Origin of the sequence: Pseudomonas sp. VD-NE ins (assembly GCF_031882575.1) — a bacterium.
In the GTDB taxonomy this organism is placed as follows: Bacteria; Pseudomonadota; Gammaproteobacteria; order Pseudomonadales; family Pseudomonadaceae; genus Aquipseudomonas; species Aquipseudomonas fluorescens_BZ.
Genome location: NZ_CP134772.1, coordinates 2,938,880 through 2,955,969, shown reverse-complemented (window position 1 = coordinate 2,955,969; position 17,090 = coordinate 2,938,880). Strand labels below are relative to the sequence as shown.

The window sequence follows — 17,090 nt, the reverse complement described above, 5'->3', positions numbered from 1 at the left end:
CAATATGCCTGATTCATCCCGATCTGCCTTACTGGTGATCGACGTTCAAAACGACTTCACCCCCGGCGGCCAATTGGCAGTACCGGAAGGTGACCTGATTGTGCCGCTGATCAACCAGCTCGCCCGCCAGTTCACGCAGGTGGTCATTGCCCAGGACTGGCACCCGATCGGTCACGCATCCTTTGCTTCGAGTCATCCCGGTCACCAGCCCTACGATGTCATTCAGTTGCCGTACGGCGAGCAGACACTCTGGCCCGACCACTGTGTGCAATCGACAGAAGGGGCCGAGTTTCACCAGGGACTCGACTTGCCTCATGCCCAGTTGATCATTCGCAAGGGCTGCAATCCTGATATCGACAGCTATTCGGCCTTTCTGGAAGCCGATCGTCGCACCACCACGGGGCTGTCCGGCTACCTGAAAGAGCGCGGGATCGATACGGTCTACATGGTGGGGCTGGCGCTGGATTTCTGTGTGATGTTTTCGGCGCTGGATGCACGGGCGGCGGGATTCAGGGCTTACGTGGTGCTGGATGCGTGCCGGGCGATCGATATGAATGGATCACTGGCGGCAGCGATTGAGCGGATGCAAAGTGCCGGGGTCGGGTTGATTCAATCCACAGAACTGGTCTGAACAACCCCGGCCACCTGTGGGATATGTTCAAAGGCATAAAGCTCAGGCGTTAGTGGGCAACCACAGCCGAAACCGCGCACCGCCCAACGGCGAACTTTCAACCGTTAACGTGCCACCCTGCGCTTCCAGTGCCCGACGACTGATCGCCAGCCCCAGCCCAAACCCACCCGTTGCCCGATCACGACTGCGATCCAGCCGATAGAACGGCTCGAAAATCCGCTCCCGCTCGTCATCGGGAATGCCGATGCCGTCATCGTCGACCCAGATCTCACAGCCCTCGGCATTGACCTGCACGCCAATCTGGATGCGCTTTTCGCAATAGCGCATGGCGTTGCGCAGCAGGTTCTGGATCGCGCGCGCGGTCAGGCGCGGATCGAGCGAGAAGCGTTCGAGCTGGCCGTGCAGCAACACGTCGATGACGATTTCCGGTGATTCCAGCTCTTCATCGACACTGCCCAGAATGCTGTCGATGAACTCATCCAGCGACACCTCGACCTGCTCCGGCAATTGCGCCGGGTTCTGCAAACGGCTGTAGGAAAGCAACTCCAGCACCAACTCATCCAGCTCGCGAATGTGCGCGACCAGGCCCAACAAGCGCTCGCGGCTGGCGGCCGGCAAGTCATCGGACAGAGCCAGCGCCAGGCCAAAGTCCAGACGCGTCAACGGCGTGCGCAGTTCGTGGGACACGGCATTGAGCAGGTCACGTTGCTGATTGAGCAGGTTTTCGATATCGCCGGCCATGGTGTCGAAAACATTGGCGAGGCTGCCGATGTTGGAGCTCTGGGCGATCTTCGTGCGCTCACTCAAATGGCCTTTGCCGAAGCGTTCGGCAGTGCCTTTGAGCCGCTCCAGATCACGCCAGTGCGGGCGCAGCCACATCAGCAGGCAGGCGAGCAGACTCGCGCCGATCAGCACGTTGATGCTCCAGTACAACAGATTGACGTCCATCGGGTCCGGCGGCACGACCATTTGCACGGCCGTGGTGTCATCCAGCGGCGTCACCGCCAGTGTGCGCCAGCCCCAATCGCCGATACGCACGACGTTTTCACCGCGGCGCAGGCGTTGCTGCTCGATGGCGGTGAACTCGGCATCGTCGATCCGCGCCAGGACGATGTGCAGTGGCTGGAAATCCTTGTCCATCGACGCCGCCAGCGCCGGCCACTGCTCGTGCGGCACCGCATGAAACTGGCGGGTGATCAGCGATTGCAGGCCGCGCGAATAATCGAGGTTGTAGGTGACGAAGCGCTCGCGGAATGCCATGACCACCAGATCCGGCACCAGATAGATCGCTGCGCTGTAGGAGACGATCGTCACCAGATACAGGCGAAACAGGATGCGAAACATCAGCTCAGCATTCCCACTCGGAACGGCTGAACAGATAGCCTTTGCCCCACACGGTCTTGATCTTGCGCGCCTCGCCGGCGTGGTCGTCGAATTTGCGGCGCAGCTTGGAGATCGCCACGTCCACCGAGCGATCGGTACCATTGAACTCGATACCGCGCAGGCGTTGCAGGATCTGGTCGCGGCTCAACACTTCGCCGGCATGGCGAGCCAGCACCACGAGCAGGTTGTATTCACCGCTGGACAGCTCGACCGGTTGATCGCGCCAGGTCACGGTGCGCTCCGACAGGTCGATGCACAGATTGCCCATGAGAATGCGGTCATTGGCGGTCAGCGGTTCGCCGAGGCTGCTGCGGCGCAACAAGGTGCGCACCCGTGCCAGCAATACGCGCGGCTCGCACGGTTTGGTGACGTAATCGTCGGCGCCCATTTCCAGGCCCAGCACTTGGTCGTGGCTGTCGTCGCGGGCCGTCAGCATCAGGATCGGCAGCGTCGCCGAATCGGCGCGCAGCAAACGGCAGACTTGCAGGCCATCGAGGCCGGGCAGCATCAGGTCGAGGATCACCAGATCCGGCGGATTGACCCGCGCCCGTTCACGCACGTGGTCACCACGGCCGATCACGCTGACGGAATAACCGTTGCGCTCCAGGTAGCTGGAAATCAGTTCGGCGAGGGCGGTGTCGTCTTCGACCAGGAGGATGTTGGGCATGGGGGTGATCCAGAAAGTGCTGTGGCGACTGATAAGGCCCATTCGCGAGCAGGCTCGCTCCCACACTTGGAATGCGATCCCCTGTGGGAGCGAGCCTGCTCGCGAAAGCTATCTATCTGTCGCAATAAATTTCAAGACCTGAAGGATATACGCCCTCGCCCACCCCTGAGCAAAACCCTTACACAATTTCACACAGCGCCTACAAAGCTTCACCGCTAATCTCGGCGTCTGCCCGTAGGATGCGGACATCAATATTGGGGGTTGTACATGTCGAACAAACTGCTGGCCGGGCTCGGCCTGATCACGATGGCGCTGACGCTGAGCGCCTGTGATTCGTCCTCGAAGGCAGAGGATCAGACGCCACCGGCCACGGTGCGCATCGAGACGATCGAAGCGCATCCCCTGACGATCAGCAGCGAACTCAGCGGCCGCATCGCCGCGCCACGCATCGCCGAAGTGCGCGCACGGGTAGCCGGTGTGGTCTTGCAGCGCACCTTCCGCGAAGGCAGCGACGTGAAAAAGGGCGACGTGCTGTTCCGCATCGACCCGGCGCCGTTCAAGGCTGACCTCGACAGCGCCGAAGCCGCCCTGCGCAAGGCCGAAGCCAATGCGTTCCAGGCCAAACTGCAGGAGCAGCGCTACGCCCAGTTGATCGACGACAAAGCCATCAGCGGTCAGGACTATGACAACGCCCGCGCCAATGCCCGGCAGACCGCCGCTGACGTTGCGGCCAGCAAGGCTGCCGTCGAACGGGCGAAACTGAATCTGGGTTATGCCACCGTCACCGCACCAATTTCCGGTCGCGTCGGCCGTGCGCTGGTCACCGAAGGTGCACTGGTCGGGCAGAACGAAACCACGCCGCTAGCCCTGATTCAGCAACTCAACCCGATTCACGCCGACCTCACCCAGTCGACCCGTGAACTCAATGAGTTGCGCCGCGCGTTCCGCTCCGGGCAACTGCAGGAAGTCGGTCAGGATCAGGTCAAAGCCACGCTGATTCAGGATGACGGCAGCCTCTACCCGCTGCCCGGCAAGCTGCTGTTCAGCGACATCACTGTCGATCCGGGTACTGGCCAGATCATCCTGCGCAGCGAATTCCCCAACCCGGATCTCGACTTGCTGCCCGGCAGTTTCATCCGCGTGCGCCTCGAGCAGGCAACCATCCAGAACGGCATCACCGTGCCGCAACGCGCCGTGCAGCGTGACAGCGCCGGCATTGCCCAGGTGTTGACCGTCGATGAGCAAATGCGCGTCGCCGAACAACCGGTGCAACTCGGCGCGGTGCAGAACAATCGCTGGATCGTCACCGGCGGCCTCAAGCCTGGCGACCGCATCGTCATCGAAGGCCTGCAACACGCCCGTCCCGGCGAGAAAGTGCAGATCGACGACACCCCTCTTCCAGTTGCCCAGACCTCTGGTCAGTAAGCAGGACGCTTTTCTATGCCGCAGTTCTTTATCGACCGCCCGGTGTTTGCCTGGGTCGTAGCGTTGTTCATCCTGTTGGCCGGTGCGCTGGCCATCCCGCAGTTGCCGGTGGCGCAATACCCCGACGTCGCCCCGCCGCAGATCGAAATCTACGCTGTTTACCCGGGCGCCTCGGCGCAGACCGTCGATGAAAGCGTGGTCAGCCTGATCGAGGAAGAGCTCAACGGCGCCGATCACTTGCTGTACTTCGAATCGCAAAGCAGCCTCGGCAGTGCGACGATCAAAGCCACGTTCCAGCCGGGCACCAACCCGGAACTGGCACAGGTTGACGTTCAAAACCGCCTCAAGGTGGTCGAATCGCGCTTGCCGCAAGCGGTCAATCAGCAAGGTTTGCAGGTCGAAAAAGTTTCGTCCGGTTTTCTCTTGCTGATCACCCTGACCTCCAGCGACGGCAAGCTCGATGACGTGGCGCTCAGTGATTATCTGGCGCGCAACGTGATGAACGAGATCAAACGTCTGGAAGGTGTCGGCAAGGCGCAGTTGTACGGCGCCGAACGGGCCATGCGTATCTGGATCGATCCGCAGAAGCTGATCGCGTTCAACCTGACACCGGCTGACGTCAATGAAGCTATCGTGGCGCAGAACGCCCAGGTGTCCGCTGGCAGCATCGGCGATCTGCCCAATCCGTCCAGCCAGGAAATTACTGCGACCATTCTGGTGAAGGGTCAGTTGTCGACGCCGCAAGAGTTTGCCGACATCGTGCTCAAGGCCAATCGCGACGGCTCTACCGTACGCATCGGTGATGTCGCTCGCGTGGAAATCGGCAGTCAGGAATACCAGTTCGGCACGCGCCTCAACGGCAAGCCATCCACCGCCGTCGGCGTGCAGTTGTCGCCGGGGGCCAACGCGCTGAACACCGCGACCCTGGTGCGGGCGAAGATGGATGAGCTGTCGCGCTACTTCCCGGCAGGCGTGGAATACAAGATTCCGTACGACACCTCGCCGTTCGTCAAAGTCTCGATCACCAAAGTGGTTTACACCTTGGGCGAAGCGATGCTGTTGGTGTTTGCGGTGATGTTCCTGTTTCTGCAGAACGTGCGTTACACGCTGATCCCGACGCTGGTGGTGCCGGTGGCGCTGATGGGCACGTTCGCGACCATGCTCGCGCTGGGCTTCTCGATCAACGTGCTGACCATGTTCGGCATGGTGCTGGCCATCGGCATTCTGGTGGACGACGCGATTGTCGTGGTGGAGAACGTCGAGCGGATCATGGCCACCGAAGGCCTGTCGCCCAAGGAAGCCACACGCAAAGCCATGACGCAGATCACCGGCGCGATCATCGGCATCACGCTGGTGCTGGTCGCGGTATTTATCCCGATGGCGTTCATGCAAGGCTCGGTCGGGGTGATTTACCAGCAGTTCTCGCTGTCGATGGCGACGTCGATTCTGTTCTCGGCATTCCTCGCCCTGACCCTGACGCCGGCACTGTGCGCGACACTGCTCAAGCCGATTGCCAAGGGTGAGCATCACGAGAAGTCCGGGTTCTTCGGCTGGTTCAACCGCCGCTTCGAGCGCCTGACCGATCGTTATCAGGGCTGGGTCGGCTATGCGTTGAAACGCAGCGGCCGTTACCTGCTGATCTACGCTGTGCTGCTGGTTGGACTGGGACTGTGCTTCGCGCGTCTGCCCTCCTCGTTCCTACCCGTGGAAGATCAGGGCTACACCATCACTGATATTCAGTTGCCGCCCGGTGCGACCAAGAATCGTACGGTGGCCGTGGCTGAACAGCTTGAGGCGCACAACGCCGGCGAGCCGGGGATCAGTGACACGGTGGTGATCCTCGGTTTCAGCTTCTCCGGTAGCGGCCAGAACGCGGCGCTGACGTTCTCGACGCTGAAGGACTGGTCGCAGCGCAGCAGTGATGATGCCGCCAGCTCGATTGCCGATCGCGCCAATATCGCCCTGAGTGAAATCAAGGACGCCATGGCGTTCTCGGTGCTGCCCCCGCCCGTGGATGGCCTCGGCACGTCGAGCGGTTTCGAGTTCCGTTTGCAGGATCGCGGCGGCCTCGGCCATGCGATCCTGATGCAGGCGCGCACTGAGTTGCTGGCTGCCGCCGAGAAAAGTCCGGTGCTGATGAATGTGCGCGAAAGCGCGCTGGCCGAAGCGCCGCAAGTGCAATTGGTGGTCGACCGCAAGCAGGCGAATGCCTTGGGCGTCTCGTTTGCCGATATCGGCAACGTGCTGTCCACTGCCGTCGGTTCCAGTTACATCAACGATTTCCCCAATCAAGGGCGCATGCAGCGCGTTGTCGTGCAAGCCGAAGGTGATCAACGCAGCCAGGTGGCCGATCTGCTGAAAATGCACGTACGCAACAACACCGGGCACATGGTGCCGTTGTCGGCGTTCGTGCAGGCCAACTGGATTCAGGGCCCGGCGCAGTTGACCCGTTACAACGGCTATCCGGCGATTGCGATTTCCGGCGAACCGTCGCCGGGGCACAGTACCGGTGAGGCCATGGCGGAGATTGAACGTCTGGTGGCGCAGGGGCCGAAAGGTCTGGGTCAGGAATGGACCGGGCTGTCGTTGCAGGAGCGCTTGTCCGGCAATCAGGCGCCGATCCTGCTTGGTTTGTCGCTGCTGGTGGTGTTCCTGTGTCTGGCGGCGCTGTACGAGAGCTGGTCGATTCCGACTTCGGTGTTGCTGGTGGTGCCGCTGGGCGTGCTCGGCGCGGTATTGGCCGTGACGTTGCGCGGTATGCCCAACGATGTGTTCTTCAAGGTTGGTCTGATCACAATCATCGGTCTGTCGGCAAAGAACGCGATCCTGATCATCGAGTTCGCCAAGAGCTTGTATGACGAAGGTCACGATCTGATTGATGCGACGTTGCAGGCGGCGAGTTTGCGTCTGCGGCCGATTGTGATGACTTCGCTGGCGTTCATTCTCGGCGTGGTGCCATTGGCCATTGCCACCGGTGCCAGCTCGGCGAGCCAACAGGCGATCGGTACTGGCGTGATCGGCGGGATGATTACCGCAACGCTGGCAGTCATCTTCGTACCTGTCTTCTTCGTGGTCGTCATGAAGCTCGTACAACGATTCACCAAACCCCACTGATCCAAACTGTAGGAGCTGCCGAAGGCTGCGATCTTTTGACTTTGCTTTTAGAAGATCAAAGATCGCAGCCTGCGGCAGCTCCTACAAAAGCAGGGTGGCGTACGCTATGGTGCAGAGACAGTTCACCAACGTGAGTCCCCATGCGCTTCCTCGCCCGCACCCACCCTCGCCTTTCCGCCGCCGCTCTCCTGGGCCTCGCTACCGGTCTGTTGGTCCCCGCCGATTCCATCGTCAGCAAAATCCTCATTGGCTGGAACGGCGGTGTCTGGACCTACCTGATCCTGATGTTCTGGCTGACCGTGCGTGCCAAGGCCCCGGACGTCAAACGCATCGCTGAAGTCGAAGACGAAAACGCCGGGCTGGTGCTGTTTGTGGTGTGCATCGCCGCGCTGGCCAGTCTGGCGACCATCACCTTCGAACTGGCGGGCAGCAAGGATCTGGAAACCACGCGCAAACTCATGCATTACGGTTTCACCGCGCTGACAGTGATCGGTTCGTGGCTGCTGATCGGGGTGATTTTCTGCGTGCACTACGCGAGGTTGTATTACACCTGGGATGGCAAGGAGCCGGCGTTGCGCTTTGCCGAAGGGCTGACCACGCCCAACTATTGGGACTTCTTGTACTTCTCGTTCACCATCGGTGTGGCAGTGCAGACTGCCGATGTCGGGGTGGCAACGCGGGATATCCGTAAAATCGTACTGGCGCAATCGTTGATCGGGTTTGTTTTCAACACAGCGATACTCGGATTTTCAATCAATATCGCCGCAGGACTGTTTGGCTGAACAAGCTCCGAACAAAAAAAATGCCCTGACACTGTCAGGGCATTTTCAATTCACCGGTAACCGATCAAAAGAAGTAGCTGACTCGCAAGCTACCGCTCCAGTCCTGGCTCACGGTTGTCCCTTTGCTGCCACCCACCTGCCCGGAAACCTGCCAGGTACGCTGAGCCGGTGTCCACTTCAGACCTGCGCCATACTCCACAGAGCTGCTCGCACGATCATCATCGAAGCTGTTGTCGTTGATCTTGACCTCGTTGGTTTTGACAAACTCGTGATTGAACGCGGTCGATAGACTGGGTTCCAGCAAACTGCCGTTATCCAGCGTGATGACGCGCCCGCCACGAACACCGACTTTGCCCTGAACAGAACGCATGGTATCGGCTTTGACTTGCAAACCGTTGTCGAGCCGGTATTCATCGCTTTGCGCAACGCCCGTTGAGATCTGTACCTGCGGCTCGACAAAATAATCATCCTTGAGACGAATATGTTTGCCGATTGCTGCAGAACCACTTAATCCCAGCGACTTGTAGTCACCCTTCGTGCGGGTGCCGTCGCTCATAGTCACTTTGGCTTTGTTATCGAACTGATTGATTTTGGCCATGAGATTGACGAACACACCGCTGTCGACATCGAACGTGCTGCCGTAAACACCTGCGTTCACGCTGTCGACAATGGCGCTGGAGCCGTATTTCAGATCGATGTCAGTTCGACTCGTGCCAACAAATCCACCCAATACCCATGCACGCCCGGCAATATCGACGACCGTGTCGGCACCACCAGTAATACCGGTCTGATTCTGGGTGTAACCGTCGCCATACGCGTTGTCGACGTTGTACTGGTTACCGTAAGTGCGAACCCAGACGCTGTTGCTCAGTTTCACCGAGCTGTCATCCATGGCGCGCATCGAGGCCTCAGGGCGGATGCTCATACTGCGGTCACCCAACTGATCGCTGAGCATGGCAGCCTCGGCATTCAGGACACTGCGAGCACTGCCCGCCAAGGCCAGCGCGGTGTTACTCGAAGTACTCACGGTTTCCTTGTCCGGATTCAGGTACAGACCCTGACCTTCCTTGGCCAACCGATACACGAACGTGCCCGCGTCAACCGTCTCACGTCCTCCCAGCGAAAAACTCGCATCGCCCGCAGCGATATTGCCGACCTTCACAGCTTCGGCCGTGACAGGCGTCGTGCCGGTAGCAGCGATTTGCAATTGATGTTGCCCAGTCGCGTTGCCGGTGACATTCAGGAAGTCCGTATTGCCGTTACCCAGATCCGTGCCCATCGCAAACGTACCGCGACCGGAAAGATCGCCGACATTCAGTTGCTGGAACTGCTCGTTCGTGCCCATTTGCACGACACCGTTGTTCATGCCCAGTTGCTGCACGGTATTGTCGCCGGTCATGACCCACTGCGCCGCATTGTTGATGGTCAGGTTGCCCGAATTGGTTATCTGGCCGGTGAGTAGCGAACCATTGTCCAGCAATACACTCCCGTTGGCAGCCGTGATGACGTCGCCAGTGAGGTTGCTGCCATTGTTCAATACAAGACTTGAGACGTTTTCGACGTTGCCGTTAATTGCCGAACGATTGTCCAGTTCTACACGGCCATTGGTGTCCGCCAACACATTGCCGGTCATTTGACTGCCGTTGTTCAGCGACAGACCGGCTATGTTTTCAACGTTGCCATTGAGAACGGCGTTATTGTTCAGGCTGACCTTTGAGGCTGTACCTGCAACGGACAGGACATCGCCATTGAGCGTGCTGCGGGAGTCAAGACTGATCTGGGTCACGTTCTGTAAATCACCTTCCAGCGCGGCGCCGTTCTGCATCAGTAGAGAAACCGAACTGCCCGTATCGGCCACTACGTTGCCACTCAACTGGCTTGCATCAACGGTGAGATTGGCGGTGGAGCGATTGGTCGCTTCCAATACGTTACCGTTGCCACCGATCAACTCGCTGGTGCCAGAAACATTGATATTTGCAACTGTACCGGCGGCACCCGAAGAGCCAAGTAAAATGGCTGATCCTGTTCCCCCCGACACGCGGGTGCTGTTCAACGTTACAGTGTTGGCATTGACACCGGTTAAATCCGTGTTGATTTGCAGGCCGTTCTTCTCCCCGGCCAGAACGCTGCCGTTGGCCGAAAGCGTTGCCCCACCAAGCCTCACACCATAACTATCCGAACCGGTGCCTCGAACGGTGGAGTTCTCGACGTTCAATACGGCAAAACCTACCGCATCCGCGCCATTCAGGCCGATGATCGTGCTTGCGCCCTTGACCGTCGCGCTCGAAGACGCCGGGGTAGTGGTATTGCGCCCCAGGAGAAGACCGAAACTGTTGGTACTGATGATGGTGCTGTTGTCGATAATGGCGCTGCTGTCGATCAGTTGTATCGCCCCCCTGCCAGCCGAACTGTTTACAGACGCTCCAGAGAGGTTTAGCACTGAAGCCTTGGCATCGATCCGGGCGCTTTGACCACCATTGAAAACAACGTTGGCATTTGATGACGAGATGGTCAGCGCCTGCGCGTTATTAACGGTCAGGGTGCCCCCTTGGGACACTACCCAGGCTTCTGGTACGGGTGGGTTCGTGACGACTGCACTCTCTCCTGGATTTAGCGTTCGGCTGAAGGCCTCGCTGGAGGATAGAAATGCCGCAGCCATCACCAATTTTTGAAAGGTCACAGAGGACGGTGATCTAAAACAAAGATGCATTGGGTATTCCTCAAACTGCGCAACTACTGACATTGATTTTTGGCAGTATTGAAAGCTTCCACCAAAAAACGTCCGACACCTTAATAAGAAAGTCGAAACTTTTATGTAGGAAAAGTCCGTAACAAGAGAGGAATTATCCTCACCGACTGTAGCGTACTTACCCGAACCCACGGACAATCACGAAAGAGACATCCGTGTCTCTTTCGCGACACCGATCAGCTATTTCACAAACTAAGGCGCAGGCGCGGCCGGAGCAGGTGTCAAATCGCAATAGTTAAAACTGTTGCTGATATTGTCGATCCGTTTGATGACGGGTTCAGACGATTGCTGTCCATTGATGTCGGTCGTGTACCAATATTTGCCATAGGCTATTGCTCCCCTGACAGGTTGCGCCAATTTAAAAATCGCAGGACTGGCCACTGGCGCTACATCAGGAACATTCGCGGCTTTGATGACATAGTCTTGAGAGTCCTCAGTACCCGCGATCAGATTATTGCCTAACGCGTCGGAGTAAGCTGCGAAACGGGCTGTAATCGTTTTGCCTGGGGGTAGAAGCGGGTCTTTTTGAATCTGCAAGCCTAGAACCATACTACTGGTTGGACTGATCATGCCGTAACATTCAATATAATCCCGCACTGCCGGATTGCGGATCCGGATTGTAGGTGGCGGTAAAGGTATAGCCGCACCGGCAACTGTCACCGGTTGGTTACGGGAGTTAATTACGTTTTTATCAACACCAGCCTTCTGAATAGTCCAGTAAGCATTTACTGACCCAATAGGCAACCTGGATATAATATCTGCCGAAATATTAACTTCGAATTCTTCCACATCTACAAATGGATTAAACTCATCTATAAGCTGACCATTAATATAACACTTCGCCACCTCGGCCGAAGTGATAGGAGGCTGACCTAGCGCAAGGGTAACTTTAAATTTACCCGGACTGTTTCTGTCACCAGGTCGCAAGTCGTTAGGCGTATTCGTAGCACCTGTGACTACAGGCAACACCATGTCTCGATTGGTAAGATCTGGAAGATCCGGATTCGTGGGCCCCGCATAGTCGAATGCCAACGTGATGAGTTGAACCGGAGATTCAGCGTTTGGAATACCAGTTCGAACGATCTCATACCAGATATTGGCCATTTTAGGCTCATCGGCATCATTAAATATTTGCGAGAGATCGGCGTATGTCAGGTTAAACGTTAAATTGGTATTGGCCACCCACGGTTGGGCGGTAAGACTTACAGCGTTAGTCGCATCAGTGGCATCTTCAATGGTAATGAAGATATTATCACCCGGCTCTGCGTTGGTGATGAATGCGCTTTCAACGATAGCGGTTATACCGCCAACAAAATCGTCCAGATAAAGTGCCGTGGTATAGTTCGGATCGGTTTTCGGTACCAAAGGACCTTTGGTTGAAACTGGGGGTTGTGCCAATGCCAGTGTCAGCACGTCACTTGTGGCAGACTCCCGACTGTCGTTGCCAGGCAAATCTGTCCATTGATACTGAACTTTGACGCGGCCATTTGGAAATTGGCGTAACACGGTGTTGGCGATGGTAAATGCGCCGGTGGCCGGAACCGCAGCATTCCACACCTCAACCCGCTGAGTGCCAGAAATCAACCAGGCGCGCAGATTATCGTCCAGCCGACGTAGCGGATAACCTACGTTCACGGTGAAATTCAGGTTGGCGTTTGCCGGGTCCGCCAACCAGGCTTCATTAATTGTGCGTTGCGGATCTGCGGGTAGATTTACAAACGCGGGGGCTGGCGTTGGTACGGCGAGCGTGATGATGGTGTTGCCATTGGCGTCTGATCTTTTTGAACCAAACGGTGCAGTCTGGTCGATAACAAACTCCAGCAGATTGGAGGGTTCATTAACACCACCCCCCTCTTTGTAAAGTTGAAACATAATTTCATAAGTGGTCGGACCTGCCGGTGTTGGGCGCTCTGGAAACAAGCTAGTTGGTAACCGGATTGGTATAGTCCCAACCGGCCGGGAAGAAACGTCACCCAGTGTAATTTTTTGATCCCACAAGGCCAGTGCCTGGCCCTTAACACCGTATTCCAGTTCCAGTTCATCCTCGTCAAACTCTTCTGCAGTGCGGGTAAAGTTTATCGTCACCCATCCGGTATCCAGCACGCTTTTAGCGATCAAACCATCTGCAAGTGTATCTATCGCAACATCAGCCAAGGGGTCAACGTTCTTGACACCGATGGAGTCAGGTCTTGGAGTCCTTGGTACGATTTTTATAGCCATTTTTCCATCTCCTTGTGTATTCAGGCCGAAAGGGCCGCTTTCGCCAGGTGTTACCCTGTCTATTTTCACCAAACCTTTTTGCGACTCTCCGAACAATCGCCCACCTTTAAATAACTGCCAGTAGGTAATAGCCGAGTCATTATCAATAAGTGGCCGAATATTAGGCTCAAATGGAACAACATGCAGCCAATGTCCAGTCATATGTTTCGGTTCCAGCGTTATTTCCCAGTCACCATAAGTGCCCGACACCGGTGGACCGCTTCCATTCAAACTTGAATACCCTTGCCAATATAGTTTGGCTTTATCACCCACTTTCGCGGGACCATTGGCTGTAGGTATCAAAACAGTTGCTCCTGAGAGCAACGGCGGTACTGTATTGTTATTCAAATAACCCCAAATCGTCGCATAGGGAAATGTAGGTTCATCCAGAACAACAGTGGGCGCGTGATCTATCGTCAACTTTCTTTCGGGTGATGGATCAGAAATGCCTCCGCTTGCCTTCCAAACCTGGTAGGACAAAAACGCAACGCCATCAGTTGCCAAGTCTGCGGGCGTTAAAGCGACATACAGGTAAGTTGATTGTGGTGGACTATAGAAACCCTCGTGGAGCCTTGTAACAGTGCCACCCTGTTTCAGATCAACCCAAAGTTCATCCATTGGCTGCGGGTCGGGCCAGTAAGGAATAATGATTCGAGTACCATTAAGTAAAATGTTGCGCGGCACATATCCGTCGAGATCACTATCATCGATACCCTCCACCGATAGCGGGCTCGCTAGAATCCCTATACTTCGTGCGGTCGCCTTTTTCGCCGTCATAATGTACTCGCCAGATCACTTAAATTACTCGCAAGGTTGGTCTTGCTTATGGGGGAATTAAGCGCCCAGATACGGCACTTGCCTACTGTCAGATCTGACAGGTAAAGATACCGTTCGTCGGTTTCAAGCGGGCCGTTGCCCATCGCCAAGTCAAATGGCCCTTGACGAAGACAAGTCGATTGATGTTTCCTGAAACCGGTTTCAGAAATTTGCGATGTCGCATCCAACAATAAGAAATTCCACGCCATGACCGACTTCTCCACCGCCCAACGCAGCCGTGTAACCATGCTCGACGTCGCCGAACGTGCCGGGGTCTCGAAGGCCAGCGTCTCGCGCTTCATCGGCGATGACCGCGCCCTGCTCTCCGATGCCATTGCCCTGCGCATCGAACAGGCCATCAGCGAACTCGGCTACCGCCCCAACCAGATGGCCCGCGGCCTGAAACGCGGACGCACCCGCCTGATCGGCATGCTGGTGGCCGATATCCGTAACCCTTATTCGATTGCCGTGATGCACGGCGTGGAAACCGCTTGCCGGGCGCACGGCTACAGCCTGGTGGTGTGCAACACCGACCGCGATGACGAGCAGGAACGCCAGCATCTGGCGCTGTTGCGCTCGTACAACATCGAAGGGCTGATCGTGAACACCCTGGGCCATCATCGTGACGAGTTACACGAATTGCGCCGCGAGATGCCGCTGGTGCTGGTGGATCGCAAGGTCGACGGGCTCGACAGCGACATGGTTGGGCTGAATAACCCGCAGGCTGTCGAGATGGCGCTCACGCATCTGCAGCAACGTGGCTATCGGGATCTGGTGCTGGTGACTGAACCCTATGACGGCACCAGTTCGCGGATCGAGCGGGTCAGCAGTTTTCAGGCGCAGATTGCCCAGCGTTCGAATCTGACCGGCATGGTGCTGGGAACCGGTGATGATCTGAGTGTGCAACTCCAAACCTTTTTAAACACACCTGGTAATGGACCGAAAGCGCTGTTTTGCGCCAATGGTGTGGCGGCGCTGGCGGCGGCAACGGCGTTGCGCCAGATGGGCTGCCGGTTGTTCGAGGATGTCGGGCTGATTGCCCTGGATGATCTGGATTGGTATCCGTTGGTGGGCAGCGGGATTACCGCACTGGCTCAGCCGACGCAGGAGATAGGCGCGCGGGCGTTTGAGTGTTTGCTCAAGCGCTTGCGTGGGGATGATGAAGTGGCGCGGGTGGTGGATTTTGCGCCGGTGCTGGTAGAGCGTGGGTCTACTGTTGGGATTTGTGGTGTTTGAGCTGACGCTATCGCTGGCAAGCCAGCTCCCACAGGTTTAGCGGTGTACCAAGCGTTTGTGTACGACCCGAACTCTGTGGGAGCTGGCTTGCCAGCGATGTGGCCCTAAAGAACACCACAAAAACACCTGATATTTTTTTGAACAAAAATGAAACCGGTTTCAGAGGTCAATAACAATGAATAAACCTGCCGTTTCCATCAGTCTGTCCAGCTACGGCGCGGAGCTTGTGCGTCAGCGTGGGCAGGATGCTTTCATCGATGTGCTGGCTGCGGCCGGGGCGAATCGCATCGAGTGGCGCGAAGAGTTGCTGACGCGCGAAGACCCTGCGCAACTGGCTGAGGCCACGCTGGCGCAGGGTCTGCAAAGCATTTATTCCTCGCCCACCGAACTGTGGCTGGCCGGTCAGGCGCAGCCGAATCCCGAGTTGATCACTGCGCTGCAACAGGCCGAAGCGTTCGGCTCAAAGTGGCTCAAGGTTTCTCTCGGCTACTTCACCGACACCAACGATCTGCAAGCCCTGGCCGAACGCTTGAAGCTCAGCCCGGTGCAGTTGCTGGTGGAAAACGACCAGACCCTGCACGGCGGACGCATCGAACCGTTTCAGCGCTTCTTCGCCGCGGTCGAGCAGCATAACCTGCCAATCAAGATGACCTTCGACATCGGCAACTGGCAATGGCAGGACCAGTCCGCTGCCAGCGCCGCCCGCCTGCTCGGCCGGCATGTCGGCTATGTGCATTGCAAAGCCGTGGCCCGTCGCGCCGACGGCAAACTGGTCGCGGTGCCGCCGGCCGTCAGTGACCTGCATCTGTGGGAACAACTGCTACGGCACATGGCCCAAGGCGTTATGCGCGCGGCCGAATACCCATTGCAGGGCGATGATCTGGTGCAACTGACCACCGAGCATGTCGCCGCCCTCGCCCGCCTCGGTCAATCCCGCCTGGAGCCTGCTCATGTCTGAGATCGATATTCTTTCGTTCGGCGAAACCATGGCGATGCTGGTCGCCGAGCAGGCCGGTGATCTGGCGGCAGTCGAGCACTTTCACAAGCGCATCGCCGGGGCCGACAGCAACGTGGCAATCGGGCTGTCGCGCCTGGGTTTCAACGTCGCGTGGCTGAGCCGGGTCGGCAATGATTCGCTCGGGCGTTTTGTGGTCGAGACCTTGATCAAGGAAGGTCTGGATTGCAGCCACGTCGACGTCGATAAACAGCACCCGACCGGTTTCCAGTTCAAATCGCGCAATGACGATGGCAGCGACCCGCAGGTCGAGTATTTCCGTCGCGGTTCGGCGGCCAGTCATTTGTCGCCGCAGTCGATCAACGCCAGCCTGCTGAGCGCCCGCCATCTGCATGCGACTGGCATTCCTCCGGCGTTGTCGGCCTCGGCGCGGGAGATGTCTTTCGAATTGATGACGCGTATGCGCAACGCCGGACGCAGCGTGTCGTTCGACCCGAATCTGCGCCCGAGCCTGTGGGCCAGCGAGGGCGAAATGATCCGCGAGATCAACCGCCTCGCCGCCCTCGCCCATTGGGTGTTGCCGGGGTTGAGCGAAGGTCGTTTGCTGACTGGTTTCGACGATCCGGCGGACATTGCGGCGTTTTATCTCGATCAGGGCGCTGAGGCGGTGGCGATCAAACTCGGGCCCGAAGGTGCTTATTACCGAACGCATCTGGCGTCTGGATTTGTCGCCGGTGTGCCGGTGACCAATGTCGTCGACACGGTCGGTGCCGGTGACGGCTTTGCGGTGGGGATGATCAGCGCCCTGCTCGAACATCAGAGTTTTGCCGAGGCGGTGCAGCGTGCGAACTGGATTGGCAGTCGTGCGGTGCAGAGTCGCGGGGATATGGAGGGCCTTCCGACCCGGGCCGAACTCTTCAGCGAATTTGAGGCCGCCATCGCTGGCAAGCCAGCTCCCACAAGGGTTGGTGGTGGCAATGCAATCTTTGACATACCCGAGATCCCTGTGGGAGCTGGCTTGCCAGCGATGAGGCCCTGACAGGCAACCGATTCATTGAACCTGCTGCGACAAA

The 17,090-nt window shown here is 57.6% G+C and carries 12 protein-coding genes; 7 read left to right on the top strand and 5 right to left on the bottom strand.

What is annotated here, in order from left to right; translation table 11 throughout:
• Window positions 1–4: 4 nt before the first annotated feature.
• Window positions 5–631, top strand: coding sequence for a bifunctional nicotinamidase/pyrazinamidase (pncA, locus tag RMV17_RS13090; protein WP_311886779.1), 627 nt, complete (start codon window positions 5–7; stop codon window positions 629–631).
• Between the two features lie 42 nt (window positions 632–673).
• On the opposite strand, the gene RMV17_RS13085 is transcribed toward pncA, so the two are convergent.
• Window positions 674–1,975 (bottom strand): ATP-binding protein, encoded by a 1,302-nt coding sequence (locus RMV17_RS13085; RefSeq protein WP_108224475.1) that lies wholly within the window; start codon window positions 1,973–1,975, stop codon window positions 674–676.
• 4 nt (window positions 1,976–1,979) lie between these two features.
• Complete coding sequence (locus tag RMV17_RS13080; RefSeq protein WP_007912171.1) at window positions 1,980–2,681, bottom strand: response regulator transcription factor; 702 nt, start codon at window positions 2,679–2,681, stop codon at window positions 1,980–1,982.
• Between the two features lie 267 nt (window positions 2,682–2,948).
• Here RMV17_RS13080 and RMV17_RS13075 point away from each other — a divergent pair, with 267 nt between their 5' ends.
• The 3 genes from RMV17_RS13075 to RMV17_RS13065 all read left to right on the top strand — a co-directional run bounded on the left by RMV17_RS13075 (window position 2,949) and on the right by RMV17_RS13065 (window position 8,002).
• Window positions 2,949–4,106 (top strand): efflux RND transporter periplasmic adaptor subunit, encoded by a 1,158-nt coding sequence (locus RMV17_RS13075; RefSeq protein WP_311886778.1) that lies wholly within the window; start codon window positions 2,949–2,951, stop codon window positions 4,104–4,106.
• Window positions 4,107–4,121: 15 nt separating this feature from the next.
• Window positions 4,122–7,220 (top strand): efflux RND transporter permease subunit, encoded by a 3,099-nt coding sequence (locus RMV17_RS13070; protein WP_311886777.1) that lies wholly within the window; start codon window positions 4,122–4,124, stop codon window positions 7,218–7,220.
• 140 nt (window positions 7,221–7,360) lie between these two features.
• Window positions 7,361–8,002, top strand: coding sequence for a DUF1345 domain-containing protein (locus tag RMV17_RS13065; RefSeq protein WP_311886776.1), 642 nt, complete (start codon window positions 7,361–7,363; stop codon window positions 8,000–8,002).
• A gap of 64 nt (window positions 8,003–8,066) precedes the next feature.
• Here RMV17_RS13065 and RMV17_RS13060 read toward each other — a convergent pair whose 3' ends face one another.
• From RMV17_RS13060 to RMV17_RS13050, 3 genes are all read right to left on the bottom strand, one after another.
• Complete coding sequence (locus RMV17_RS13060; protein WP_311886775.1) at window positions 8,067–10,661, bottom strand: autotransporter outer membrane beta-barrel domain-containing protein; 2,595 nt, start codon at window positions 10,659–10,661, stop codon at window positions 8,067–8,069.
• 282 nt (window positions 10,662–10,943) lie between these two features.
• Window positions 10,944–13,787 (bottom strand): hypothetical protein, encoded by a 2,844-nt coding sequence (locus RMV17_RS13055; RefSeq protein WP_311886774.1) that lies wholly within the window; start codon window positions 13,785–13,787, stop codon window positions 10,944–10,946.
• Window positions 13,784–14,035, bottom strand: a complete 252-nt coding sequence (locus RMV17_RS13050) for a hypothetical protein (RefSeq protein WP_311886773.1) — start codon at window positions 14,033–14,035, stop codon at window positions 13,784–13,786. Before RMV17_RS13050 ends, RMV17_RS13055 begins: the two co-directional genes overlap by 4 nt.
• Between RMV17_RS13050 and RMV17_RS13045 the strand changes: the two genes are divergently transcribed.
• The 3 genes from RMV17_RS13045 to RMV17_RS13035 all read left to right on the top strand — a co-directional run bounded on the left by RMV17_RS13045 (window position 14,034) and on the right by RMV17_RS13035 (window position 17,056).
• On the top strand, window positions 14,034–15,062 hold the full coding sequence (locus RMV17_RS13045; protein ID WP_311886772.1) for a LacI family DNA-binding transcriptional regulator: 1,029 nt from the start codon (window positions 14,034–14,036) through the stop codon (window positions 15,060–15,062). The two genes, RMV17_RS13050 and RMV17_RS13045, sit on opposite strands and share 2 nt — an antisense overlap.
• A 175-nt stretch (window positions 15,063–15,237) precedes the next feature.
• A complete protein-coding gene (locus RMV17_RS13040; RefSeq protein WP_311886771.1) occupies window positions 15,238–16,020 on the top strand; it encodes an AP endonuclease in 783 nt (260 codons plus the stop codon).
• Window positions 16,013–17,056 carry a sugar kinase gene (locus RMV17_RS13035; protein ID WP_311886770.1) on the top strand — a complete coding sequence of 348 codons (1,044 nt, stop codon included), beginning with the start codon at window positions 16,013–16,015 and terminating at the stop codon, window positions 17,054–17,056. The genes RMV17_RS13040 and RMV17_RS13035 overlap by 8 nt, the downstream gene beginning before the upstream one ends.
• Window positions 17,057–17,090: the final 34 nt, after the last annotated feature.